21 protein-coding genes are annotated in these 25,785 nt (G+C 63.5%); 5 read left to right on the top strand and 16 right to left on the bottom strand.

The features are described from left to right. Positions 1 to 26: 26 nt before the first annotated feature. Both ABQM86_RS11095 and ABQM86_RS11090 read right to left on the bottom strand, forming a co-directional pair. Positions 27 to 1,190, bottom strand: a complete 1,164-nt coding sequence (locus ABQM86_RS11095; RefSeq protein WP_369744419.1) for a site-2 protease family protein — start codon at positions 1,188 to 1,190, stop codon at positions 27 to 29. Next, on the bottom strand, positions 1,191 to 1,910 hold the full coding sequence (locus ABQM86_RS11090) for an HAD family phosphatase (RefSeq protein WP_280622865.1): 720 nt from the start codon (positions 1,908 to 1,910) through the stop codon (positions 1,191 to 1,193). A gap of 123 nt (positions 1,911 to 2,033) precedes the next feature. On the opposite strand from ABQM86_RS11090, the gene ABQM86_RS11085 reads away from it, so the two are divergent. Next, complete coding sequence (locus ABQM86_RS11085) at positions 2,034 to 2,939, top strand: PAC2 family protein (RefSeq protein ID WP_207593577.1); 906 nt, start codon at positions 2,034 to 2,036, stop codon at positions 2,937 to 2,939. 99 nt (positions 2,940 to 3,038) lie between these two features. Here ABQM86_RS11085 and mshC read toward each other — a convergent pair whose 3' ends face one another. Together mshC and ABQM86_RS11075 are read right to left on the bottom strand one after the other, a co-directional pair. Next, on the bottom strand, positions 3,039 to 4,316 hold the full coding sequence (gene mshC / locus ABQM86_RS11080; RefSeq protein WP_369744418.1) for a cysteine--1-D-myo-inosityl 2-amino-2-deoxy-alpha-D-glucopyranoside ligase: 1,278 nt from the start codon (positions 4,314 to 4,316) through the stop codon (positions 3,039 to 3,041). 15 nt (positions 4,317 to 4,331) lie between these two features. Next, complete coding sequence (locus ABQM86_RS11075) at positions 4,332 to 5,165, bottom strand: undecaprenyl-diphosphate phosphatase (RefSeq protein ID WP_207593575.1); 834 nt, start codon at positions 5,163 to 5,165, stop codon at positions 4,332 to 4,334. Between the two features lie 52 nt (positions 5,166 to 5,217). On the opposite strand from ABQM86_RS11075, the gene ABQM86_RS11070 reads away from it, so the two are divergent. Continuing rightward, the gene (locus ABQM86_RS11070) at positions 5,218 to 6,150 is read left to right on the top strand and encodes an aldo/keto reductase (protein WP_337340306.1); all 933 of its coding nucleotides are present in this window, start codon (positions 5,218 to 5,220) and stop codon (positions 6,148 to 6,150) included. Positions 6,151 to 6,156: 6 nt separating this feature from the next. On the opposite strand, the gene rfbA is transcribed toward ABQM86_RS11070, so the two are convergent. Continuing rightward, positions 6,157 to 7,023, bottom strand: coding sequence for a glucose-1-phosphate thymidylyltransferase RfbA (gene rfbA / locus ABQM86_RS11065; RefSeq protein WP_369744417.1), 867 nt, complete (start codon positions 7,021 to 7,023; stop codon positions 6,157 to 6,159). Positions 7,024 to 7,076: 53 nt separating this feature from the next. Between rfbA and rfbB the strand changes: the two genes are divergently transcribed. From rfbB to ABQM86_RS11050, 3 genes are all read left to right on the top strand, one after another. Further along, on the top strand, positions 7,077 to 8,075 hold the full coding sequence (rfbB, locus tag ABQM86_RS11060) for a dTDP-glucose 4,6-dehydratase (RefSeq protein ID WP_369744416.1): 999 nt from the start codon (positions 7,077 to 7,079) through the stop codon (positions 8,073 to 8,075). 3 nt (positions 8,076 to 8,078) lie between these two features. Next, on the top strand, positions 8,079 to 9,488 hold the full coding sequence (locus tag ABQM86_RS11055) for a sugar nucleotide-binding protein (protein WP_369744415.1): 1,410 nt from the start codon (positions 8,079 to 8,081) through the stop codon (positions 9,486 to 9,488). A gap of 188 nt (positions 9,489 to 9,676) precedes the next feature. Then, positions 9,677 to 12,514: a WecB/TagA/CpsF family glycosyltransferase gene (locus ABQM86_RS11050; RefSeq protein ID WP_369744414.1), complete on the top strand. Its 2,838-nt coding sequence runs from the start codon at positions 9,677 to 9,679 to the stop codon at positions 12,512 to 12,514. Here the strand turns inward: ABQM86_RS11050 and ABQM86_RS11045 are convergent, their stop codons facing one another. From ABQM86_RS11045 to ABQM86_RS10995, 11 genes are read right to left on the bottom strand one after another with little or no spacing between them, the layout of a single operon-like run. Then, positions 12,515 to 13,864: a hypothetical protein gene (locus tag ABQM86_RS11045; protein WP_280622859.1), complete on the bottom strand. Its 1,350-nt coding sequence runs from the start codon at positions 13,862 to 13,864 to the stop codon at positions 12,515 to 12,517. A gap of 10 nt (positions 13,865 to 13,874) precedes the next feature. Then, a complete protein-coding gene (locus ABQM86_RS11040; RefSeq protein ID WP_280622858.1) occupies positions 13,875 to 14,750 on the bottom strand; it encodes a chain-length determining protein in 876 nt (291 codons plus the stop codon). Next, positions 14,738 to 16,198: an O-antigen ligase family protein gene (locus ABQM86_RS11035; protein WP_369744413.1), complete on the bottom strand. Its 1,461-nt coding sequence runs from the start codon at positions 16,196 to 16,198 to the stop codon at positions 14,738 to 14,740. The genes ABQM86_RS11040 and ABQM86_RS11035 overlap by 13 nt, the downstream gene beginning before the upstream one ends. Further along, a complete protein-coding gene (locus ABQM86_RS11030) occupies positions 16,195 to 17,463 on the bottom strand; it encodes a glycosyltransferase family 1 protein (RefSeq protein ID WP_369744412.1) in 1,269 nt (422 codons plus the stop codon). Before ABQM86_RS11030 ends, ABQM86_RS11035 begins: the two co-directional genes overlap by 4 nt. Next, the gene (locus ABQM86_RS11025) at positions 17,460 to 18,962 is read right to left on the bottom strand and encodes an oligosaccharide flippase family protein (RefSeq protein ID WP_369744411.1); all 1,503 of its coding nucleotides are present in this window, start codon (positions 18,960 to 18,962) and stop codon (positions 17,460 to 17,462) included. Before ABQM86_RS11025 ends, ABQM86_RS11030 begins: the two co-directional genes overlap by 4 nt. Continuing rightward, on the bottom strand, positions 18,959 to 20,032 hold the full coding sequence (locus tag ABQM86_RS11020; RefSeq protein WP_369744410.1) for a glycosyltransferase family 2 protein: 1,074 nt from the start codon (positions 20,030 to 20,032) through the stop codon (positions 18,959 to 18,961). The genes ABQM86_RS11025 and ABQM86_RS11020 overlap by 4 nt, the downstream gene beginning before the upstream one ends. Beyond that, positions 20,029 to 20,691 (bottom strand): acetyltransferase, encoded by a 663-nt coding sequence (locus tag ABQM86_RS11015; protein ID WP_207593564.1) that lies wholly within the window; start codon positions 20,689 to 20,691, stop codon positions 20,029 to 20,031. Before ABQM86_RS11015 ends, ABQM86_RS11020 begins: the two co-directional genes overlap by 4 nt. Then, on the bottom strand, positions 20,688 to 21,854 hold the full coding sequence (locus ABQM86_RS11010; protein ID WP_369744409.1) for a DegT/DnrJ/EryC1/StrS family aminotransferase: 1,167 nt from the start codon (positions 21,852 to 21,854) through the stop codon (positions 20,688 to 20,690). The genes ABQM86_RS11015 and ABQM86_RS11010 overlap by 4 nt, the downstream gene beginning before the upstream one ends. Next, a complete protein-coding gene (locus tag ABQM86_RS11005) occupies positions 21,851 to 22,870 on the bottom strand; it encodes an NAD-dependent epimerase/dehydratase family protein (RefSeq protein WP_369744408.1) in 1,020 nt (339 codons plus the stop codon). The genes ABQM86_RS11010 and ABQM86_RS11005 overlap by 4 nt, the downstream gene beginning before the upstream one ends. Beyond that, positions 22,867 to 23,976, bottom strand: a complete 1,110-nt coding sequence (locus ABQM86_RS11000; protein WP_280622851.1) for a Gfo/Idh/MocA family oxidoreductase — start codon at positions 23,974 to 23,976, stop codon at positions 22,867 to 22,869. The genes ABQM86_RS11005 and ABQM86_RS11000 overlap by 4 nt, the downstream gene beginning before the upstream one ends. Positions 23,977 to 24,034: 58 nt before the next feature. After that, entirely contained in the window at positions 24,035 to 25,717 is a 1,683-nt protein-coding gene (locus tag ABQM86_RS10995; protein WP_280622850.1) for a sugar transferase, read from the bottom strand. Positions 25,718 to 25,785 lie beyond the last annotated feature (68 nt).

Here is a 25,785-nt window from a genome sequence, read left to right as displayed (position 1 = left end):
GGCATGCAACTCTACCGGCAAGGATGTCAGGGGCGCCCGCTCCTGCGGGCTTCCTTGCCTGTTATGGCCGTCACAACTGCCTGCTGGCGCAGAAGCCCTGTCACGATTCCGTTGTGGTCCACCACAGCGTATTCGCCGCCCTCCAGCCGTGCCAAGTACTGGATCAGCTCCTGGCCTTTGGACCATTCCGGGACGTACGCCCCGGCGCCGAGGGCGTGGGCCACTGCGGTGACCGGCGTCGTCGCAGTCGACTGGGGAGGCACGGCGGCCGCTGCGCCGAAGTCCACTACGCCCTGCGGCTTGCCATCCGGTCCACAGATCACGACGGCGGGACTTCCGGACGGTGATATGTCCAGGACGTCGGCCACGGTGGCTGAGTTCGGTACGCCCACGGCGCGCTCTGCCAGGCCCGCGGCGCTCACCAGGTAAAGGCGGCTGCGGAGCTTCGCGTGTTGAATTGAACTGGAAGCGCCCATCCACAAGAATCCGCAGACGAGGACAGTGATCAGCATGAGGTTGATGTCCAGGGGTGTACCGCTGAGGAGCGGCAGGCCGATGAACCAGATGACCAAGGCGGCAACGATTATGCGGCCGGACCAGCCGGCGGCGATGGTGCCTTTGTCCTGGCTGCCCGTTGCTTTCCACACAGCCGATTCCACCAAACGCCCGCCATCCAGGGGAAGGCCGGGGAGGACATTGAAGAGGCCGATGAGGAGGTTGGCCCACATCAGGATGTTGGCCAGGATGTCGGATACGCCGCTGAGGACGCCAGTAGAGAGTACGGCCCACATCCCGGCCGCCAAGACGAAGTTGGAGGCAGGGCCGGCCAGGGCGACCACTACTGAACGTCCGGGCGAAGCCGTGAAGTTCTCGAATTGGGTGTGGCCACCCCAGAGGTTCAGCACAATCTTCTCCGTGGGCCAGTTGAACACTTTGGCGCTCAAGGCGTGCGCCAGCTCATGGACCAAGACAGAGACGGCCAGCAGCAAGGCGTATCCCAAGGCAACGAAGTAGGCTCCGATGCCGAGATCCGGCATCCGTACCAGGAGCGCGGGTCCGTACACGATGACCGTGAAGCCGGCGATCACGAACCACGAGTAGGCGAGAAAGACAGGTATGCCGGCAATCCTTCCAAGGGGTATGCCGTCCTTCTTACTGGTTGCATGATGCGGGGTGGAGGAGCTTGTCACCTAGTTGGCCCCTTCGAGGAGGTTTGCTGCCTGAAAACGGTCAACGACCAATTGCTGGACATCGGATGAGGTCCTGCCCACCAAGGTGTCCCACATGACCATCCGGTGATCCTCGGGCAGCGGTACCTGATGCGGAATACCCACGGTGATCACGCCCGAAGCGATGGCCGCGGTTGCGCCCGGAACGGAATCCTCCAAGGCGACGCAATGATGAATGGTGAGGGACGGGTCGTCCAGCCGGAGCCGTTCAACGGCCGTAAGGTACGCCTCGGGGTGCGGTTTTCCGTTGGCGACGGTATCCCCGGTAACCATGAACTCGAAGTAGGGCTTGGGCAGGCTTTCCACTACAACGCCGGCCAGCGGGCCCTCGGACATCGTCACCAGGGCGCAGCGGATGCCGGCCTGCTGGAGCTCATCCAACAGTTCGCGCGCACCGGGGCGCCACGGAACTTCCTTGCGGACCTGCTCAATGACCTGGGCACTGAGGGTATCCACGATCTTGCGGGCTTCAAGCCCAACTCCGGCGGCTTGCAGGACAGCAGCAGAATGCAGCAAAGACTGCCCCACCAACTGCATGGCTTGCTGGTGCGACCAGCTGCCTCCATGTGCCTCAACCAGCGCGCGCTCGGCAGCGATCCAGTAGGGTTCGGTGTCCACGAGTGTGCCATCCATATCCCAGAGCACGGCTTTGAGGTGGGGCTGGCTGGGTGAGGAATGCATGGTTTCCAGTCTACGTGGAACCTGGACAAGGGCTGTCCGTGCTTTGCGCTGTGGGCGAATCGGTGACACGCATTGACATCAAATGCCATGCATCCACGAGGGTCTTGGACGTAGGGTGAGTGGATGAACAGTGTGGACGGGACCCCCGAAGGACAGGACATCACCGCGGAGCCCGAGCGTTTCCTCAAGGAACCCGCGGAAGGCCAGCGTGTCACCGTAATGCTCGCCGCGTTTGAGGGCTGGAACGATGCCGGTGAGGCGGCCAGCGATGCGCTGCACTATTTGAACAAGCTGTGGGATGGCAAGAAGGTTGCCACTGTGGACGCCGAGGAGTACTACGACTTCCAGTTCACACGGCCCACCGTGAGGCGAACTTCTTCCGGTGCCCGCAAGGTCAAATGGCCATCAACCCGGATCTACAAGGCATCAGTACCGGACAGCAACGTGGACGTGGTTTTCGTCCTTGGAACGGAACCTTCGTACCGTTGGCGTGCCTACACCACGGAATTGCTGGTCCATGCCGAAGCACTCAAGGTTGACTCCGTGGTCCTGATTGGCGCATTGCTGGCTGACGTGCCCCACAGCCGTCCCATTCCGGTGAGCACCACCACCGAGGACAGCTCATTGCGGGAGCGGCTTAATCTTGAGGCTTCCCAGTACGAGGGGCCGGTAGGCATCGTCGGTGTGCTTGCTGAATTCGCCATGCTTGCGGGCCTGCCGACTGTCTCCCTGTGGGCAGCAGTCCCCCACTACGTGGCCCAGCCGCCCTCTCCCAAAGCCCAGCTCGCCATTCTGCACAAGGTCGAGGATCTGCTGCAGGTTCCGTTGGACAGTCTGGCCTTGGCTGAAGAATCGGAAGCCTGGGAGCGCGGAGTGGACGAACTCGCTACCGAGGACCCGGAAATTGCGGCGTATGTGCGTCAACTGGAGGAGGCCAAAGACACGGCCGATCTTCCGGAAGCGTCCGGGGAGTCCATTGCCCGCGAATTCGAGCGGTACCTCAAGCGGCGCGGCAAGGACCGGCCCTGACCCCTGCTGCCGTCATAAACCGGCAACGGCCCCGACGAAGCGTCGGGGCCGTTGCTGCTTCCTACGGGTTTTGGGCGTGTTTCTGCGGGCTTTGCGGCCTCAGAGTTCAACGCCCAGCAGCGCATTAATGGCGTCAGATATCACGGCACGGTCCTGCTCGGATGCCGGAGCATTGCCCCGCAGGGTGTCTTCTGCCCATCGATCGATTGCGGAGATGGCACCGGGAGCGTTGAGGTCGTTGGCCAGCTCCTTGCGCATCGCGGCCACCAGCGGTCCCGCCGAACCGGCCTGGGCATGCTCCGTTGCTTCACGCCACTGCGCCAGCCGTTTCTTGGCTGCCGCAAACTCCTCATCGGTCCAGGACCAGTCCGAACGGTAGTGGTTGGCCAGAATCGCCAGCCGGATGGCCGGCGGTTCTTCTCCAGCCGCGCGGAGCTTGGAGACAAGAACAAGGTTGCCCTTGGACTTGCTCATCTTTTCTCCGTCCAGACCCACCATGCCTGCGTGCGAATAGTGCCGTGCCAACGGCACTCCGGACAGAGAGTAAGCATGGCCTGCTCCCATTTCGTGGTGCGGGAACACGAGGTCCGAGCCTCCGCCCTGGACGGTAAAGGGTGCCGGAAGATACTTCTGTGCAATGACCGTGCATTCGATGTGCCACCCGGGCCGGCCGTCTCCGAGGGTTCCGCCAGGCCAACGCGGTTCGCCTTCACGGGCCACGCGCCAGAGCAGCGGATCAAGTGCATGGCGTTTTCCAGCCCTTGCGGGATCTCCGCCGCGTTCGGCGAACAGCGACAGCATCTCTGTTTCGCCGAGTCCCGACACATCCCCCAGTGTCCAGGCGTCTGTCGCGTCCGAGCGCTTGCCGGCCATTTCGACGTCGTAATAGACATCGCCGTCAGGCTCGCCGTCAGAACCAGGAACGCGGTAGGCAACGCCGTCGGCAATGAGGCGCTCGATGGCGGGAACGATGTCCGGGATGGCCTCAACGGCGCCGATGTAGTGATTGGGTGCAAGGACATTAAGTGCGTCCATGTCGGTCTGGAAAAGCTCGATCTGGCTCTGGGCCAGTTCGCGCCAGTCCACTCCCGTGGCGGTGGCGCGCTCCAGCAGGGGGTCATCGATATCCGTGACATTTTGGACGTAGGAGACGCGGAGGCCAGCGTCTCGCCAAGCCCGGTTCAATAGGTCAAAGGCCACGTAGCTTGCCGCGTGACCCATGTGTGTCGCGTCGTACGGCGTGATGCCGCAGACATACATGGACTGTTCCGGTTGCCGTTCAACCTCCACTACGCGGCCTAGGGCTGTGTCGAACAGCCGTAATTGCGGCATGCTGCCGGGCAGCTCAGGAACAGGGCGGGAGGTCCACGATTTCACGGTTCAACCTTAGTGCTAGGCGCTGATGACATTGAAATACAGCAAGACATACAAGGCCAGGCCCAAGAGGATCCGATACCAGACGAACAACCGGTAACTGCGGGTGGAGACGAACTTCAGGAACCAGCCAATAATGATGTAGCCCACCACGAAAGCAATGACCGTAGCCATCGCAGTCTCCGCCAGACCGTATGGACCGGCCAGACCATCGTTCGAAACCGTCTTGTACAACTGGTACAGGCCACTGCCGAATACGGCGGGGATGGCCAGCAGGAACGAATACCTGGCAGCGGCTTCACGGGTGTAGCCCATGAGCAGTCCGGCGGTGATGGTTCCACCGGAGCGGGAGACACCCGGAATCAAGGCCATGGCCTGGGCGAACCCGTACAGGATGCCGTGCTTGTACGTCAGTTGTGTGAGATCCCTCTCCTGCCGCCCGATCGCGTCCGCAACAGCCAGGATCATGCCGAAAACGATCAGCATGGTGGCGACGATCCACATGCTGCGCAACACCGACTCGATCTGGTCCTGGAACAGCAGGCCCAGGACGATGATCGGGAGGCTGCCCAGAATGACCAGCCAGCCCATACGGGCATCGGGATTGCTGCGTTCCACTTTGCCGATGAGGGACCCGAACCAGGCACGGACGATCCTCACGATGTCGCGCCAGAAGTAGACGATGACGGCGGTTTCGGTTCCCAACTGCGTGATGGCAGTAAACGCGGCGCCGGGATCGGAAGCATTCGGGAGGAATGAGCCGACGATCCGCAGGTGTGCGCTCGAGGAGATCGGGAGGAATTCGGTGAGGCCCTGCACCAGGCCCAGCAAGGCTGCTTCTATCCAGTTCACGTGAATAGACCCTACGTCATGAAGACTGGGAACTCCCCGTAAGCTAGCAGCTATGCAGCAGCGTTATGTCGGGAACAGTGGGTTCCGCGTGTCCTCCTTGTCACTTGGAACCATGTCCTGGGCACAGGAGACCGATGAGCAGGACGCTGCCGAAGTCCTCCACGCATTTGTCGCTGCCGGCGGCACCGTGGTTGATACGGCGGCCTCCTACGCCCATGGGCAGGCCGAGGCCATGCTGGGTTCCATGTTGGGCGACGTCGTGGCCCGCTCCGAACTGGTCATCTCCACCAAAGCCGGCGTGTCGTCGTCGGACTCACGGCGCAGCATTAATGCTTCACGCGGCGCCATGCTGTCCGCGCTCGATGCCAGCCTCGCACGGTTGGGAACCGACTATATCGACATCTGGTTCGCCCACGAATGGGACCCGAACGTGCCCCTCGATGAGACCCTTTCAGCGCTGGAACTTGCCCAGAGGACCGGACGTGCCCGGTATGTGGGAATTTCCAACTACAACGGCTGGCAGACCGCCAAAGCCGCTGCTGTGGCAGGATTCACCCTGGTGGCCAACCAGTCGGAGTATTCCCTGGTCCAGCGCAAGGCCGAAGAGGAACTGATCCCTGCCGTGGAGGACGCCGGATTGGGCCTGATGGCGTGGGCGCCCTTGGGCAGGGGTGTCCTCAGCGGCAAATACCGTGGCCAGATTCCAGCGGATTCCCGTGCTGCGCAGAACCGGCTGGCTGCCTATATTGAGCCGTACCTGGAACCGAGGGCTTCCCGTGTGGTGGAAGCGGTGGCCATGGCTGCCCGCGGGCTGGGTCGCACCCCTATGGATGTCTCCCTGAGTTGGCTGCTCTCCCGTCCCGGCGTGGCAACGGCAATCGTCGGGCCGAGGAACGCCGTCCAGCTCAAGGAACTGCTGGACGCGCAATTGACGGTTTTGCCTGCGGAGATAGGACGTGCCCTGGAGGACGTTTCTGCCCAGTAAGCCGGTCTATTGCCGGTCCAGGATGTCCAGCAAATAGCTGCCGTACCCGCTCTTGGCCAGCTTTGCCGCCTGCTGTCGGAGTCCGTCGTCGTCCAGGTAGCCCATCCGCCAGGCAACTTCTTCAGGGGCGCCGATCTTTAAGCCCTGTCGGTTCTCAGTGGTGCGAACGTAATTCGAAGCATCGTTCAGGTCGCTGAAGGTTCCCGTATCCAACCATGCGGTGCCGCGGGGGAACTTCTGTACGTGCAGCCGGCCGAGGTCCATGTACATCCTGTTGATGTCCGTGATCTCCAGTTCCCCGCGCGGGGAGGGTTTGAGGTCCTTGGCCATGGCAACTACGGAATTGTCGTAAAAGTACAAGCCGGGGACGGCGTAATTGCTTTTGGGCATGGACGGCTTCTCTTCAATGGATACCGCCAGGCCTTCGTCGTCGAACTCCACCACCCCGTAGGCGGACGGGTCCTTGACCCAATATCCGAAGATGGCACCGCCGTCGACATCCACGTAGTGGCGTAACTGGTTGCCCATGCCGGGTCCATTAAAAATGTTGTCCCCGAGGATGAGGGCCACTTTGCCGGTCCCGATGTGCCGCTCCCCCAGGATGAACGCCTGGGCCAACCCGTCCGGCGTCGGCTGTTCTGCGTACGTCAGGTTGATGCCGAACTGTGAACCATCGCCCAGGAGCCGCTGGAACTGGGTGGCGTCGCCGGGGGTGGTGATGATGAGGACATCGCGGATACCGGCGAGCATCAGTGTGCACAACGGGTAATAGATCATGGGCTTGTCGAACACGGGGACCAGCTGTTTACTGATTCCGAGCGTGATGGGATGGAGCCTGGAACCCGTTCCACCTGCAAGAATAATTCCTCGCAAACCTGCCGTCCTCACCTGTGCCCTGTCCCGCCGCGGACGGCTACTCTAGGGCCATGCAGAGAATCCTTGTCACCGGCGGGGCCGGATTCATCGGATGCAACTTTGTCCACTACATCATGGGGCACACCGGCTTCCATGTCACGGTCCTGGATAAATTGACCTATGCAGGCAATATCAAATCGCTTGCCGGGTTGCCGCCGGAACGCTTCGAATTTGTCCAGGGTGACATTTGTGATGCCGCAGTGGTGGATGCGCTGACTGCCGCCGCGGATGCCGTGGTGCACTTCGCCGCCGAGTCCCACAATGACAACTCCCTGGAAGAGCCCCGGCCTTTCCTCGACACCAACCTGCTGGGAACATTCACCCTGATCGAAGCCGCGCGAAAGCATGGCACCCGGTTCCATCACATCTCCACGGACGAGGTGTACGGCGACCTTGCCCTGGATGAACCGGGCCGGTTCACCGAAGAATCCGTTTATCGGCCCACCAGCCCCTACTCCGCCACGAAAGCCGGCTCGGACCTGCTGGTGCGGGCATGGGTCAGGTCCTTCGGCCTCAAGGCGACCATCAGCAATTGCTCCAACAACTACGGTCCCTACCAGCACGTTGAGAAGTTCATCCCCCGGCAGATCACCAACATCCTGGAAGGCACGCGGCCGCGCCTCTACGGCAATGGCCGCAACGTGCGCGATTGGATTCACGTCGAAGACCATTCCTCGGCAGTGGTGGCCATTCTTGAGGGTGGCCGAGTGGGCGAAACCTACCTGATTGGAGCCGACGGAGAACGGTCCAACAAGGAGGTGGTGGAAAAGCTGCTGTCCCTCGCCAACCAGCCCAGTGACGCCTACGATCTGGTGACCGACCGTCCAGGCCATGACCTGCGCTACGCCATCGATTCAAGCAAGCTCCGCCGGGAACTTGGGTGGTCGCCCCGGTTTTCGGATTTCGACGGCGGCCTGGCTGCCACCGTTCAGTGGTACCGGGACAACGAAGCCTGGTGGCGGCCCCAGAAAGCCTCAACGGAATCCAAATACGCCGGCCAGGGCCACTAAGCCGTGGAGCCGGTACAGCAGTTGCGTTCACGCACCACGCCGATCCCAGGGCTGGTGCTTTTCGAGTTGCCGGTTCACGGGGATGACCGTGGATGGTTCAAGGAAAACTGGCATCGCAAGAAGATGCTGGACCTGGGGCTCCCGGACTTCGGGCCGGTGCAAAACAACATCTCCTTCAACGCTGCGCGCGGAACCACCCGGGGAATCCATGCCGAACCGTGGGACAAGTTCATTTCGGTTGCCGCAGGGAGGATCTTCGGCGCATGGGTGGACCTGCGCGAAGGGCCCGGCTTCGGCACCATGTTCTGCGCGGAAATGACGGCCAAGGACGCGGTGTACGTTCCCCGTGGTGTTGGAAACGCCTTCCAGACCCTGGCAGACGACACGGCCTACACGTACTTGGTTAATGACCACTGGAGTGCTGAGGCGCAGAAAGACTACACCTTCCTCAATGCAGCCGACGACCACGTAGCCGTTCCCTGGCCCATTCCGTTGGACCGTGCTGTTCTGTCGACCCAGGACAAGAGCCATCCACGCTTGCCGGACGTAAAGCCCATGCAGCCACGGCGAACGCTGGTCCTCGGAGCGGACGGGCAACTGGGCAAGGCCCTGCGGGGGGAGTATGCCGGGGATGCCAGCGTGGACTTCGCCGGCCGGGCAGACTTCGATCTCACATCGTGGGAATCGTATGCGGCACGGGACTGGCGGAAGTACTCCACCATCATCAATGCGGCGGCTTTTACGGGTGTTGACGCCGCCGAAACCGCAGAGGGCCGTGCGGCTGCCTGGGCCATCAACGCAACCGCAGTAGCCCGCTTGGCGAGGACCGCCGTCGAGCATTCACTGACGCTGGTTCATGTTTCCAGCGACTACGTCTTCGACGGAACTGCCGACGTTCACCGGGAGGACGAGAACCCGACGCCCCTGGGGGTCTACGGCCAGAGCAAAGCAGCTGGAGAGACAGCCGTGGCGACGGTCCCGCGGCACTACATCGTGCGGACCAGTTGGGTAGTAGGTGAAGGTCGAAACTTTGTTCGAACCATGGCTGCCTTGGCCGCCCAAGGAGTTTCGCCGTCCGTGGTTGATGACCAATGGGGCAGGCTGAGCTTCGCCGTCGACGTCGCTGCTGCCATCCGTCACCTGGTGGACCATCGGGCCCCGTACGGCACGTACAACGTCAGCAACAGCGGCGAGCGGGCATCCTGGGCCGGCGTTGCCCGGGATGTGTTCCGGCACTGCGGGGCCGATCCCGTCCGGGTGAACCCCGTCAGCACTGCGGACTATGCCAAGCCCGGTACCGCGCCGCGCCCCCGCAGCAGCGTCCTGGACCTGTCGAAGATCCGGGCTGCCGGATTTGACCCGGCTCCAGCGCCCGTGCGCCTGGCGGAGTATTTGGACGGCCTGGAACCCTAGCGGCGTCCGGAAAAAGGGCCTACAGTGGCCGTACGGCAGCCCGCCTGAGGCAGGCCGGGAGACAACTCAAGTGAACACGTTGGAAGGGCAGCCTTGGCTGTCCGCGGCGATCCAGGCAGTGCAGCAGCATGGATCGCCGGCTCAATTGTTGTGTCCTGAGCTGGACCCGGAAGCCTGGAGAGCCGAGCATGCTGCTGCCGAAGATCGCACCCCGACAAGGCGCACTCCCCCACCCTCCATCAGGCCCGGAGGTGAACGGCAGCGCACTGCTGCTGACTCCCCACGGACGCCGGTCCAGGGCGGCCTCCAGCCGGGGCGCCGCCACGACCGTCCACGCCGGCCCGGGTCGCCCCGCGACAGACCAGCCCAGCGCAGGGCAGCGGGTGAACCTGGGCGGCGCCCTGGTGAACCTGATGGACTTCGAGCGGGCTGTGGAGCTCATCATGGACCGTGCACAGTCCGGCGGTGCGAAGCCTTTGGGAGTCTGTTCGGCCAATCTGGACCACCTCCGTCATTTCGGTTCGGGGAGCCGGTGGCACGGCACGTTGGACCAACCTTCACCAGTGGAATGGCTGACTTTGCTGGACGGTGCGCCGTTGGTGGCCGAAGCGGCCAGGGTCACGGGCCGGGCCTGGCCACGGCTGGCCGGCAGTGATGTGGTGGAACCCCTGCTGGACGAGGCCGAGCGTCTGGGTCTTCGCGTGGGTTTTCTGGGTGGAAGCCCGCAGGCGCAGGAACTCATCCGGAAGAGGTTTGCCCGGGAACGTCCCGGTTTGACGGTGGCGGGCTGGTGGGCCCCTGAGCGTCCCGTGCTTGTCGATGTGAACGCCTCCAGGCTCTTGGCGGCGGAAATCGCCGGCGCTGCCGTGGACGTCCTGGTGGTGGGTTTGGGAAAGCCCAGGCAGGAGCTCTGGATCGCCGAATATGGGCAGTTGGCGGGAGCCAAGGTGCTGCTGGCCTTTGGTGCGGTTGTTGATTTCCTCGCCGGCAGGATCAGGCGCGCTCCGGTGTGGGTGAGCACCCATGGACTGGAATGGGCGTGGCGGCTGATGCTGGAACCGCGACGGTTGGCCCGGCGGTACCTGGTGGACGGCCCGGGGGCATACCTGACGCTGCGGATGTCCAGTAGCAGTGCAGCCCAGCCTGAACCGGTGGCCCCGGCAGCGGGCGGCCTGTCCCCTGCCGTTTCCAGCACCCCGGAGGACGGGCCCAGCCGTGCTCCGGGGCAGTTCGTCCCGGCAAGGGCAAGGGCCGACGTCGCAGTGCTGGTGGTGACGTACAACAACGCCGAGGACGTCGCGGCGTTGGTTGCAAGCCTGCGGGAGGAAACCGCGGCGCAGTCCATCAAAGTTGTGGTGGCGGACAACTCCCCCGATGACCGCACCATGGCCGAGGTGCTGAAGCACCCCGACATCACTGCCGTGCGCACGGGCGGGAACCTCGGGTACGCCGGGGGTATCAATGCCGCAATGCGTGTGGCCGGAGACGCGGACGCGTATCTCATCCTGAATCCGGACCTGCGGGTGGAGCCTGGCGCGGTAGCTGCTTTGCGTCGAAGGATGGCACTGTCCGGCGCAGGGATGGTGGTTCCTGTCCTTTTGGATGACGACGGCAGTGTGTACCCATCGCTGCGGCGGGAGCCGGGCATTCTGCGAGCGCTGGGTGATGCGGCTTTGGGCTCCCGGGTGAAGGGGAGGCCGGGGTGGTTGTCTGAGATGGACTTTGATCCGGAGAGTTACCTCCATGCGCACCGTGTTGATTGGGCAACCGGTGCTGCGCTGTTGATCAGTGCTGATACCGCCAGGGACGTGGGCGGGTGGGATGAGCAGTTCTTCCTGTATTCGGAGGAAACGGATTATTGCCGGAGGGTGCGTGATTCGGGCCGTTCGATCTGGTGTGAGCCGTTGGCCCGGATGTGGCATGAGCGTGGGGGTTCGGGTACTTCACCGCAGCTGAATGCGTTGATGTCCGTGAATCGTGTCCGGTACGCGGCGAAGTATTGCGACCCGCACTGGGTGGCGGCGTTCAGGGCGGTGGTGCTGGTTTCGGAGCTTGTCCGGCTCCATAAGCCCGGGCATCGCGAGGCTGCTTTGGCTGTGGTGGACCGCAGACGGTGGAAGGCGTTGCCTCATGCTTCCTTTGGTGAACGGTCCCCCGCGCAAATGTCCCCCGAGCAAACGTCCCCCGCGCACGGCGTGGCGCCACCATCCGGTGCTGTGATCATCCCTGCCCATAACGAAGCCTCCGTCATCGCGAGGACCCTGCAATCGCTGGAGGGCGTGATTGCTTGGGGCACCGTGGAGGTCATTGTCGCGTGCAACGGGTGCACCGATGGGACGGAGACCGTTGCGTCCGCGTTCCACGGGGTACGGGTCATCCAAGTGGAGGCGGCGTCCAAGGCCGCTGCGTTGAACGCCGCTGATCAGGCGGCGGAGCGTTGGCCCCGGCTTTACCTCGACGCGGATATCGAGGTCAGTACGGAGGCCGTCCACGCTGTCCTGACCTCACTGGGGGACGGTCCTCTCTTGGCGGCCCGTCCGGCTTTCCGTTATGACACGGAGGGCGCTTCGGCGCTGGTGCGGTCCTACTACCGGGCGCGGGCCAGGATACCGTCCAACGCCCAGGGGCTGTGGGGTGCGGGTGCGTACGCCCTGGGCAGGGCTGGTCATGATCGTCTGGGTGGGTTTCCGGTCCTGACGGGTGATGACTATTACGTGGATCGCCTGTTCAGTGGGGTGGAGAAGGCGGTGCTGCCCACCATGCCTGTGGTGGTGCGGACGCCACGGACCCGCTCAGCCCTGCTGGCTGTCCTTCGCCGGTCCTACCGTGGCAACGCGGAGCAGAACCAGCAGGAGGCCGGGGCTACGACGTCCCGGACGGTGCAGGAGCTACTGGCCTCCGTCAAGGGGCTGTTGTCGGCGGTTGACGCCGTAGTTTACGTGGCTTTCGCCGTGGCTGGCCGCCGTCCTCCGCTGTTGGGGCGTTCTGTGGCAGCCGGCTGGGAGCGGGACGACAGCAGCCGATAGTCAGAAGCCGCAGCTCCCGCCGCCGTCGATGCGGTAGAGGTGGACTGCGTTTCCGTCAGCGAACGTATCGGTGAAAGTGCCGTCCACCACCGGGATGGTGCGGTCTTCGTCAATCACGACGGCGGTGCTGCCGCCGCAGCGGACGCGGAAGCTTGCCTTCCCGCCGGCGTTCTTGTTTGCCCCGGCGAAAATATGGACCGTTCCGTTGTGGAGTTTGGTGGTGAAATCCACGGGACCTGTGGCGGTAGTGGCGCCGTCGAGGAACGGGGCGTTGAGGACGGGGGCGAGCGCGGTGATTTGGTGGTTGAGCGCGGTAACTGTGGGGCGGACCTGTACCCCGCAGTCGCGGAGGACGTGCTGGGAGATGCAGTCGCCGCCGAAGTTGTGGTTGAAGTAGATCACTCCCCTGGCGCCGTGGATCAGGCTGCTCCATACTGCTGCCCGGATCTGGGGCGCTGTGATGGTGGTGGCGTTGACTGAATCCTTGAAGGGGTGCCCTGCTTCGACGAAGGCCCAAATGGGTATGGCAGGGCGGCCTGCTTGCAGTGTCCGGACCCGCTCGATGGTCCAACCATAGTTGGCCGCCAACCGGCATTCATCCTGTGTCAGGTCCCGGGCGTAGTCAACAAGCGCACCACCTTCACCCTTGGAGCAGATGCCGGGGTCGGTGAACCAGTAGGTGTCTGCGGACACGACGTCCTGGATTCCTTTGAAGAATTCCACGGACTCTTCGTCGGAGAGCCAAAAGGCGACGCCTTTGCCGTAGTTGGAGTACAGCATGGCCCCCGGGGGCGCTGCTGCGCGCCGTTCGTTTTGGACTGTGTACCCGCATTTGCTGTTTTCCGGCACGCATAGGGGGCCTTCGCCGGGGTACTTTCCTGTCCAGGGGGCATTGCCGGGCCCGGCCCACATGTCTACTTCGTCGCTGAGGGCGAAGCCGGCGGCGTCCGGGGACTCGAAGGTAGGAATGGCGTACATGCCCGAAGCCTTCACCAGGCTCAGGTCGGAGTTGGCGGTCAGCTCCACGTAGGTGTTGAGCCCGGCTTCCGTGTCGAGGGCAATGTTTCCTTTGTCCAGGACGCTTTCGAACCAGACTGCGATGGGGAAGAACCCGGGATCTCCGGGCAGGCCACCTTTGAATCGTGCGTAATAGTCCGCGCCACCGTCAATGGGGCGCAGCGTCACACCGTCATAGTCTTCTGCCATCGTTGTCGAGGGGGTAGCAGGCCCTGGACTGGGCGTGCCCGCCCCGGCGAAGGGCACTACTCCGCTGGCTGCCGCAACAGCAACGGCAACGGCAAGACCGGTGAGAACAGTCGCGCTGAGGACCCCTGCTGTCCTTGGTTTCACGGGCTACCTCTCAGGCAGATGTTTCCTTGATGGGTGACTTCCCGTTGCTGGTCGACAGCAGGGGTTCGCTCAGCGGGCTGTTGGCTGTAAATGGACGCTCTGCCCTGCGGCCTGCCTGGGCGGGTGTCAAAATCTCCTGGATGGTGAGCTCGTCAAGGCCGGGACCGCCGGCTGCCGGCCCGTTTGGGTCAGGGTCGTGATGGTTTTTGCGGCGGGACTTCTTGTTCCGCTCCCCTGCAGGGGATGCCGTCCTGGCCCGCACCCGCGATGTTTCAAGGCCGCGGGCTATGGATACGGCCCCAAAGGTCAGCACGATTCCGGCCACCAGGACAACGATCAGTGAGCGGAGGCGGCTGGAGAATTGTTCGGTGGCGTTGTCCGGCGACGCAACCATCAGGGATGTGTACAAGAAGCGCTCATCAGCCCCGTTGATCGATTGGATGGCCAGCAGGTCCGTTTCCAGCCGGGACCCCAAGGCTTTGACTGTGGCAACGGCCTTGTCCTTGCTCTCGGAAGCCGCGGCAATCTCGATCAGGAAAGAAGCCGGGGGACGTTGGACCGTGTAGTCCGTGCTGAGTCCCTCCCTGAGGAGGGCATCTCCGGTGGTGTCGTCGTTCAGCCTGGTGCCCACTACCTGGGCGATCAGCGAGGAATCCGCCGAACGAAGGTAGGGGTTGTCCGAGTTGAGCAGGTTCAGTGCCGGGTTCTTCTCCAGCTCGGCGGCGGTGGGGATTTTTGGATTGACAATCGCGTACGTTGCCTTGGCTTCGTAGGAGCGTGGGGCAAAGGAGTACACGTAGACGGCTGCCAGCACCGTCACCAGCAGGACAGGCAACACGACGAACTTGTGATGCCACAACGTCTTGATGACTGCTACCGGGTCCATGTGATCGCCTCGACATTCGGGGTTGAAGGGTTGCGGAGGTGTCCGTCCTGGGGCGGACCGTTCTTTAACAGGTCAGGTGCTGTGGTTTCCCTGAGTTCGATTTCACGGCGGATCATGATCCAAGCGCCTCCTCCGAGGCCGATGATGAAGGGGTACACCAGGGCAAACACGGGGAAAGCCATGGAATCGAAGGTCAGTGAGCAGCCTGCTGCGACAGCGCCGGCAGCCGCTGCCGCCCCTGCCAGGCAGCGCAGGGCGGGGATCCGGGATGCACGCGCGGCGATGAAACATGACACGGCAGGCAGGACCAGAAATGCCACCATGCCGATGAAGCCCACCAGACCCAGGGTAACCAGCGAGTTAAGGTATTGGTTGTCCAGGATGTAAAGGGCGTTCTCCGGCATGTAGTTCCCGGGTCCAAGCCCAAGGAAGGGCAGTTCACCGAACATCTCGGCCACGCGGGGATAGTTGTTGGTGCGGGTTGTGAGCGAGGGGTCGCTGTTTCCCGCGGTGAAGGAGGACGTCAGTGTCCCCACCAGGCCGGGGATGGCTACGAACAGTGCCGCCATGGCTGCCGGCGCCGCCACCACCGCCCAGCGTCGGGCTGGGCGTGGGAGGAAGGGAATGAACACAAGCATTCCCAGGAACAGTCCGAGGACGCCGGACCGGGAGACCGTGGAGGCAATGGCGACGATCAGCAAGGCTGTACCCGTCCAGTGCAACCATTTATAGCCCGTCCGGTCGTAGATGGCCCGCCAGATGGACAAGGGCAGGAGCATGGCGCAGACCACGGCAAGTTCAATGGAATGGAACGTGCTTCCCGCAACACGCGTCATGAGGCCGCGCACTTGGAAGGCCGTGTTTCCTCCGTTGTCCGTGAATCCCGGCATGGCCTCCTGGATCCAGAGCATCGGGTTGACCCGGAAGAGAAACTGGACCAGGGCCACAAGGCAGCAGAAGAAGGCGCCGGCAAGGATGGCGCGGACCAATGACATGGCGTTGTCCAGTGTGCGGACGGCTTCGCTCGCCACCAACGCGATCCCGGCGCAGGCCAGAATCAGGATCAGCCAACGGTCGGCCGCAGCTTGGGCCGAAACGTTGGTATTGCCCGTGAAGCCGGAGAACAGTGCCACATAGGACGCACACGTTCCCACCCACAGCAGTCCCAGCCCCAGCCGTCCCGGATACCTAGTCCGCAGTGGATGGTGCAGGCCAAAGAATGCCGAGCAGAGCCAAAAGGTCAGCAGCAGGAGGGCCAGCATGATGGGAACGGTCCCCACGGCTCCGATGGGTTTGACCACCATGTTCGAAGGGAAGAAAAACACGGCAAAGGCCGTGAATTTGAGCAGGAGGCCCACGTGGCCGGCGGTGCCCGACGTTCCGTCCAGATCGCCCACCTCGATTTCGCGGGCCGGAGGGAAAGAGAGGATCTTCTTCATCCGCTTCATGCGCGGCCTCCGGGCAGGGAATCTTCGAAGGTCTCTTGTGGGAGCCGGGCACAGGAGGCTTCCACGAAGTGGGCGAACGCCGCGCGTGAATCTGCCCAATCCAGCCGTTTCCTGCCGGCAACGGCTGCGGCACGGTCCTCGATGTCCGGTGCATTGACAACGTCCGCGAGCGCAGCGGCCAAGCCGGCGGGAGTTCCCGGCGCCCACACGGCGTCGGGATCGTTGAGCAGTCCCGAAGCGAAGGGCGCGTGGTTCAGTACAGGAATGTTACCGGCTGCGAGGAGTTCGCCGGGGACCAGGGAAATGTTGGTGAAGGAAATGGCCAGTCCGGCGATCGTTTGGTTGTACAGGCTGTTCAGTTCTGTGGGGGTGAGGTTGCCGTGGTTGGTGACGGGGATGTTCCACCCGGTGACGTTGTCTCCGTAGATATGGATTTCCTGCTCAGGCTGGAGGGTATGGAAACGCTCCAGGGCCAGCTTGGCCAGGAGGTAGCCGCGTCGGTCGACTTTCTTCTTGGCGTAGTAGACCACGCCGGACCGCGGAGGATGCCCGGCGGACGCGGAAAGCCTGTAGGTACGGGTATCGCATCCGAAGGGAACCACGGCTTGGGGTTTTTCGCCGAGTTCTTCCTGCATGACCTCGGCGATCATGCCGCCCAGCGCGACGTTGGTGAGCCCCAGGCGGTAACTTTCCTCTGCCAGTGCGTACAGGAATCCGCGGGGGTAGAAGTAAGGCTCGTAATCCTGGATGAAATAGAAGAGGTGGACGCTGCCAGGTGCCCGCCCCGCGGCAACGTGTGCCGTAGGCCAGGAACTGGCAATAAGTGCATCCACCCCTTCCATCCCATATGTGGCGCTGCGAACCCCGGCACGCAGCGCCGGCCAGTGGCTGTGGATGGTCTCTTCGTGACGGCTGGTGTCGTCGTCTTTGGTGTCGTAGAGGAACAAAGTGCACTGATGGCCTCTCTCTTCCATCTCCTCGACCATCCGGAAGAAGGTGGTGTGTCCCCCGGAGCCTGGCGCAGGGGGTGTGCAGAGCCAGCCGATCCTGAGGCGTCCGGTGGCGGGGGCGGGGACAGGACGGGCGGTAGACCGGGAGTCCATGATGTCTTCCTCCCGCAGGGGAATGGCCGGTTCTGCCAGATGCCAGGCGTCCACAGCGGAGGTGACCAGCTTTGCCGCCACCACCCGGGCAACAGGCCGCCAGCCATCCCGGCGGACACGCTGGGCTGCCAGGCGGGCGGTGGACAGTGTTATGGGCTTCATGGCTGGACCGGGCTTCCAGGAATACCGGCAGGGGACGGCCCGGACGCCGTGGACCTGAGCAGCCCGCGGATCTCAGCCACGAGTTCTTTGCCCTGGCGGAAGGTCAGAAGGCCGTACAGGACCGAACCGATCAGCAGGCCGCAGGCCAGGGCCATGGCAGGGTTGGCTATCCCCTGGGTGGCCATCCAAACACAAGCCCCTGCCACGGCGGCAGCCGCCAGGGGGCGGACACTTCCGCGCAGGAGTTGCCAGGCGCTGGTATGCAGGACCGATGTCAAGGACGTGACGTAGAGGGGAATGACCACCAGGCACGCCACTGCCGCGTGGGCGATCCCTGCCCCGGCAATCCCCCACCACGTGATGCCGGCCAGAAGGGCCGGCGTCAGGGCGGCAAGCCAGGCTACCTGGACCCAAAAGAGCCATCCGGTCTTGCCTGCACCCACGCTCAGGTCAGCGAAGAGCTCCACCAGGATCCGTGTAGCGCCGAAGACCCCCAGCGTGGCAAGTGCCATGCCCGCCGGCGCCCATGCCCCGCCATAGGCGGTGACGATCAAGGGATGTGCCAGCGCAATCACCATGGCGGAGATAGGAAATGCGCCATAGGAAACCCCGGTCACGAACCGGGCGGCCAGCACCCCCAAGGTTCCTTCGGAGAAGAGCCTGCCAAAGGTCGGCACCGCAGTGGCCCGGATGACCGCAGTGATCACCGAACTGGGCAGCCCGGCCAGGTTGAACGCCAGGAGGTACAGGCCCAATGCCGTCGGATCAAGCATCCGGCCTATCAGGAGATAGTCCACGTTCAAGGTCACGAACACCACCAGGTTCGCCATGGCCAACGGCATTCCCAGGCGCAGGATCTCCGCGGCCACCGTCCGGTCAAAGCCCGGGGCGTACCGCTTGGGAGTGATGATCCAATAGCCGGCCAGGGCCACCAACTGTCCACCCACCCTGGACCAGGCGAGCGCCATCGCTCCCCAGCCGTCCAATGCCATCGGCACCACCAGTACCAGCACGGTGACCAGGCTGCAGAGGTCGACGACGACCCGCGGCTTTTGCAGGAACTCCCGCCACACCATGGTGGAAGGGACGGCGCCGGCTCCCTGGAGGAGGATGGTGAGCGAGAGCACCTGGATCACGGGCGTCGCGGCGGGGTCATCAAACGCTGTTGCCAAGGCTGGTGCAAGGGCGATTGCTGCCGCCGTCATGACTCCGCTGGTGACCAGTGCAATGGAGAAGACGGTAGGGGCGATCTTGTCCGGATCCCCGGTGCCGCGTGCCAAGGCTGCGGTCGCACCGAGCTCGGCCATGTTGGTGGCGATGGTCTGCACCACTATGGCTACGGCGAGCGCGCCGAAGTGCTCCGGGGCAATCATCCTGGCCACGATGATGGTGGTGGCAAACTGGACGATCCTGCCCAAGGCCATGTTGACACCGCCCCACAGCGTGGCGCTCGCAGCCCGGTTGCCCAGTGTGCGGTCTTGGCCGCTGACGGCGGTCATGAGATTCCCGTCATGGCCCATAGCCTCCAACGGACCCGGTCCAGCTGGCTGCGCACAAAAGCAGCGGCGAGCCTTTCTGCCCTTGGTTTCCGGCCGCGGGCTGCCCGGGCGATCCTGGCTTGCAACGCGTTGGCCCGGTGGATGTTTCCGGGAACCTCGTGCAGGCCCTCGATGAATTTCCGGAGCTCGACTGCGGCCTCCACCGATCCGCCCTGGTTGATTTCCCTGAACCCCATCTGCGCGGCTTCCTTGCTGAGGGCGCACTTGGCCCGCTGCACCTGCCGTGCCCGGTTCTTCGGATTGCCCGGAAACCGGGAGTCTTCAAGGACCCGGAAAGCCTCCAGACGGTGCTTCAGGTCCACAGCGGCCGCTGCGAACTCCGTCTGATGCATGTTGGCCCCATGGACCCGGTAGAACGCCTGCACCGGCCCGTTGATCCTGCCCACATCCCAGGAGCCTGCGGCCCTAAGCCAGTACTCCAGGTCCCCGGAGTGCGGCAGCGTGGTGCTGTAAGCACCCACGCTGAGCACTGCCGCGGTCCTCATGACTACCTCGGGTGAGAGGATGAAGTTCCTCCCGCGGGCGCACGCCAGGGAAATCCATGCCCGGCCTTCCCACACAGTCCATGTGCTGTGGTCATGGGAGGAAGGGGTGGGAGGCTTGTCAGTGAAGTCCCGCGGCAGGCCGTACACCATTCCCACCCGGGGGTTGGCTTCCATCAGCGCGGCAGCCCGGGCCAACGCGCCGGGGGCTATGACATCATCTGCGGACAGAAGCGTTACGTACCGGCCCCGCGCCCTGGAGAGTCCGTCGTTGTAGGTGGCAATGTGCCCCTTGTTGCTGTCGTGGAGGACAACGCTGATGCGTTGATCCTCGGAGGCCAGCCGCCAGGCCACGGCGGCGCTGCCATCCGTGGACGCATCATCGACCACGATGACCTCAACGTCCACGCCCTCCTGCGTCAAAGCGCTGGCAACAGCCTCAGGCAGGAAGTGTCCGTAGTTGTAGCACGGCACTACCACCGAAACACTCACCGGGTGCCGGAGGGGAACGGGACGCATCAGTTTCATTGGATGCCCTCCAGCGCAGGGGAATTTCCCCGCTTGATCACCCGTGCCGGGACCCCGGCCCAGGTTTCCTCTGCCGGTACGTCCGTGAGGACCGCCGCGCCCATCCCGATCGTGGCATTTGCGCCGATGGACGTGCGCTCGCGGACACTGGCATTCATCCCGACATAGGCTGCACGCCCGATGTGAACGTTGCCCCCGAGCGAAACCCCTGAGGCGAAAGTCGCAAAGTCACTGATGTCGTCGTCGTGGGTGAAGGTCACGCCGGGCATGGCTACTACGTGGTTGCCGATCGTCACGGACGCTGTCATGCTCACGTGGGCTAGGAGGATGCTGCCCCTGCCGATCATGCAGCCTTCGGGGACCTGCACGGAGGGGTCTATGGCCGTGGCATATCGGCCTTCATCCAGTCCCAGGGTCCTGAGCCGCATGACGACGGCTTCCCGCCCCGATCCTGATCCGATGCACACCAGCAACAATGCATGGGGGAAATTCAAGGCATCCCGGATGGGGCCCAGGACGTGGGCGCCGTCAACCACCCGCCCGAGTTTGTCTTCGTCGTCGTCGAGGATCCCGATAACGTCAAAGGGCCCGTTGCTGCGGACCATGGCCAGGACCTCCCTGGCCAGGCCGCTGGCTGCTATGAGGAGAAGTTCACTCATGTCAGTCGACCTGCTGCCCGATACACGGAATCGATGACCCGGACCTGATCGTGCAGGGAAAGCTGGTGGTACAGGGGCAGGATGAGGGTGTGGTCAGTCAGCCATTCAGTGACATCCAGGGCTGCCTTCCCGGTGTCTTTGCCGGCGTAGGCCGGTTGGCGGTGGGCTGCCATGATGCCCCGCCGCGCAGAAATTCCATCCTCGGCCAAAACAGACATCAACCCGTCGCGTCCCAGGGGAAACCCTGGCCCGACTTCAAGCCAGCAGGACTGGAAGTTGCTGATTCCATAGTCCGGGTCGCTGACCAGGCGCAAGCCCTCGATTTCTGCGAAAGCGTCCGCGTAGGTAGCTGCCAGTTTCCGCCGCCGCTGGATGACCTCCCGGAGCCGGCCCAGTTGGACGATTCCGACGGCGGCCTGAAGATCAGTCATGCGGTAGTTGAACCCGATTTCGAGGTACTCCTCCGGGGGCGCGAGAATGCTGGCGTGCCGGTCGGCGGCAGAGACGCTCATGGCGTGTTCACGAAGGCGCCTTGATGTATCAGCAAAGTCCTGCCGCGAGGTGGACAGCATGCCTCCTTCCCCGGTGGTGAGGATCTTGCGTGGGTGGAAGGACCAGGCGGCGACTTCCGCTCCAGCCCCCACAGCCCGGCCGTGGTAGCGGGAACCGATGGCGCAGGCAGCATCTTCCACCACGGTGATGCCCAGCGGATCGCACATCGCCCGGATGGGAGCCAGATCAACGGGCACTCCGCCCTGGTCCACGGCGATGACTGCCTTGGTGGCCGGAGTCAGGGCGGCACGCAGTGTCTCTGCAGTGACACAACCGGTTGTGACGTCAACGTCGGCGAACACCGGACGAGCCCCCACGTACGTTGCTGCGTTGGCTGTGGCAATGAACGAGAAGGACGGGACTACTACGTCATCGCCCGGGCCCACGCCGGCCACCACAAGGGCCAGGTGCAGGGCTGTAGTGCAGTTGGAGGTCGCGACGGCGAAGCCTGCCTGTTGCAGCAGGCAGAACGCCTCTTCGAACTGGCGGACTTTGGGACCTTGTGCCACCCACCCGGAGGCGATCACCTCGGCCACTGCCTGGGCCTCGTCCTCGCCCAGCCACGGCTTCATGACGTCGATGCGTGCCAGGTGGAGACCGGAGGCGGTCATCTCGCACCAGCTACCGGAGCGTCAGGTCGGGTGGTGGTGCGTGCTGCGGCAATCTCTTCGCGCAGTGGCCGCCACCAGGCAACCAGCGAGCGCAGTCCATCTTCCAAGCCGACGGCAGCCTCGAACCCGAGGTCCTCCCGCGCGGCCGAGGTATCGGCCAGGCGGCGCGCCACACCGTTGACGGCTCTTTCCGGTCCGTGCTCAAGGTGCAGCGGTGACTCCATGACGTCCAGCAGCGTTTGGGCCAGCCCGGCGAGGCTGGTTTCGGTCCCGCTGGCCACGTTGTAGACACCATCGGTGACGTCACTGACTGCTGCCAGGACGTTGGCCCGGGCCACATCGGCGGTATGGAGGAAATCCATGGTTTGCTGACCGCTGCCGAAGATCAGTGGCGGACGGCCATCGACGATCCGCTCCATCCAACGGACCAGCACCTCGGTGTACAGCCCGTGGACGTCCATCCGCGGACCATAAACGTTGAAGTACCTTAAGGCCACGTAGTTCAGGCCGGTCATCGCCCGGAAGCTCCTCGCCATTCCCTCGTTGAAGGACTTGGCTGCGCCGTAGAACGTGTCGTTGTTGTGATGGTGGTGGCGTTCGGTGGTGGGGAATTCTTCGGCCATGCCGTACACAGAAGCGCTGGAGGCCAGGATGAGCTTGTCCACGGCGTGTTGGGCGGTGGCCTCGATCACGTTGAACGTTCCGTCCACCAGCACTTCGAGTGCCAACCGTGGTTCCTCGGCGCATTGGGTGATGCGGATGGCGGCCTGGTGGAACACCAGGTCCTTGCCCCGGGTGAGGTCATGCACCAGGTCGCGGTCCCGCAGGTCACCTTCCACCAGGTCCACCCGTTCACTGGCCAATGCGGCGTCCAGGTTTGCCAGGCGTCCCCGCACCAGGTTATCCAGGACGTCCACGTGCGCGGCACCGGCGTCGAGCAGTTGGTCAACCAGCGTGGACCCTATGGTTCCGGCGCCACCGGTGACCAGGACGTTGGCGCCGAGGAGCCTTTTCACCGTGCAACCTGGAGATTGACCTCGTTGCCGGCCACCACTGTGGACTGCCCGTCGGTGCTCAGGCTTTGGGTGACGGCCTCCAGGACAGACAGGACACGGAGCCCGGACTCTCCACTGGTACGGGGCATGGTGTGGTTACGGATGGACGCAGCGAGTTCGGCCACCACCTGGCCCAAGGGCTCGCGTTCCTGCAGTGCAGGCGACCACGTGTCGCCGAGGCGGTAGGAAATGGCGGAGGTCCGTTTGTCCGCCGCTGACCGGGGTTGGTGTTCAAGGCTGACCCCACGATCGTAGACGCTGAGGCGTTGTTGCGGGTTCAGGTCATCCCACACGAGGGTCCTCTTCGATCCCCCGATGATCATCTGCCGGATCTTTGTGGGGCTGAGCCAGTTCACGTGGATGTGCACCATGGCGTCGTTGGGAAGGCCAAACGTTAAATGTCCTACGCAGTCACGGCCGGTACCCAGCGGATCTGCCCCATGGGCCGCGATCTCTGTGGGGTGCAGGCCGCCCGGCAGGACGAAGTCAAGGATGGAAAGGTCATGGGGAGCCAGGTCCCAGAAAACGTTGACGTCCGGTTGGACCAGGCCCAGGTTGATACGGACCGAGTCGACGTAGAGGATATCGCCCAACGCCCCGGTGGCTACAAGCTCCTGGATCTTCAAGACTGCCGGGGTGAAGCAGTAGGTATGGTCCGCCATCAGCACCAAACCCCTGGCTTTGGCTTCTTCCACCATCTCCAGGCCTTTTGCCCGGCTGTCCGCCAAGGGTTTTTCCACCAGCACATGCTTCCCGGCGCGCAGCGCCGTCATCACCACTCCGTGATGGGTGTGTGCCGGTGTCGCCACCGCAACGGCATCAAGGTTGTATGTGTCCAGCAGTTCGTCCAAGGACTCGACGACGGCCACGCCACCTACCGTTTCGGCAAGCCTGAGCCCGCGTTCTACGTCCAGGTCGCAAATGGCCACCAGGTCCCAGTCAGGGCTGGCTTTAAGGTTCCTGGCGAGATTGGGACCCCAATAGCCTGCCCCGACGACTGCAATCTGAAGCTTGGGCCGAACTGCGTGGCCATTCAGTTGTCCCGATGGAATTGTTCGTATGCTCATTTCCCACTCGACTTCTGTGTTGAAAGCGCGGTTCTTATCAGGTACTGCGTAACGTTCACTAATAGGCGCCCGATGGCCGGGTCATCGCCCGGAAGGTCCGCCACATGATCATGAGGTCCCCCGCTATTGACCAGTTCTCCACGTAGTAGAGATCCAGCCGGACTGCCTCGTCCCACGGAAGGTCAGAGCGTCCGTTGATTTGCCACAACCCCGTGATTCCGGGTTTGATCAACAGCCGGCGGTGAGTATGGCGCTCGTAGCCGCTGACTTCCCGTGACAGTGGCGGCCTGGGCCCCACCAGGCTCATGTTTCCCACCAGGACATTCCAGAACTGCGGCAGTTCATCCAGGGAGTACTTGCGCATCCACCGGCCGCACCGGGTAACGCGGGGGTCTCCGCGGATCTTGAACAGGACTCCGGCTCCCTCATCCTGGCTGCCAAGGGCTTCAAGGTGTGCTTCGGCATCCACCACCATGGAACGGAACTTCAGCATCTGGAAGGTCGTGCCCCGCTTTCCGATCCTCTCCTGCTTGAACAGGACAGGCCCGGGGCTGTCGGCCCGGACGATTGCGGCCAGGACGAGCAAGACAGGAGCCAGGACGAGCAAAGCCGCTGCAGAGACTGTGATGTCCATCAGCCGCTTGAGCGTGTGCTTGCCACCGGAGTAATGCGGAATGTCAACGTGCATGAGTGGAAGTCCCTCAACGGGCCGCCAGTGGATGCGTGGACCTGCAACGTTGGTCAAGGTAGCGGCCAGAACCAACTCAGCGGCATTTTCCTCCAGCCGCCATCCAAGTTCCTGGATGAACTGGTTTCCGCCAGGAACCGGGCCTGCCACGATCACCGCGTTGGCACCGGTCTGCCGGACGGTATGCGCCACGCCGTAAATGGAGGAAAGGACCGGTACGCGCAGGTGGTCCACGGCCAGGACGGTACCGCGGCGGGCACCTGGGAGGCAGGCACCCAGGATGTCGTAGGCGGCGCCGGACTTACGGTTGATCTGCTTGATGACGTACCTGACGTCCTGGGGTTCGCCCACAACGATCGCGCGGGAAAGGCAACGGCCCCTCGACTTCTCATGGCTCAACCATCGGCGGAAGCCCCATCTGCTTCCGGTCAGGGCCACCAGGCCGAGCGGCAAGGAGATCAGGACAAAGGAACTGACAGCCTCCAGACGGAATACCACCGCAACGATGGCCAGGAATCCGAAAACCCGGAAGCTGGCGGAAAGTACCCGTTTGTACTCCTCCGGGCCTACTCCGAGGACTTTGGGATCGCGCGTCCTGTACACCTCCAGGGCCGCCAACCAGACCACTCCCAGGACCAACCCCATGGACAAGTGTTGGGCCTGTGCCGGGCTTCCGGGCGATACGCCCATTCCATCGGGGCTCAGGGCTGTCCCGGCCAGGACAGCTCCGGCAACCAAGGCCGTGTCAGCCAGCAGGAGGCTGGTGGTCAGGAAGCGAGTCCACGTCAAACGGTCTTTGAGCGGTGCCTTGATCCGCGCGTGGCGGTGGGTGACTGGCGGCGTCACGGGGTCCAGGGTGACATCCGACCTCAGCGCCGCCAGTCCCGCCTTTTCAGTCCGCTGTGCAGCAGCGGGCTTGCCAATCCAGGGAGACGCCGGCGGATTGACGGTGGCGGCGGCAGAGTCTGTCCGGAAGGCTGACCCCGCGGAGGCATGAGCGGCACCCTGGGGTGCCGCTGCCTTGCCTGATCGCAAGACTGGAACTCTCACCATGTCAGCCCTCTTTGCAGACCTGCCGTTGCCTACCTATCAGTGAAGCCGCGGCACTCCGAAGGCGCACC

The organism is Paenarthrobacter sp. AMU7 (assembly GCF_041200195.1).
Classification (GTDB): domain Bacteria; phylum Actinomycetota; class Actinomycetes; order Actinomycetales; family Micrococcaceae; genus Arthrobacter.
The sequence above is the reverse complement of the archived record's forward strand: the minus strand, read 5'-3'. Positions and strand labels throughout refer to the sequence as shown.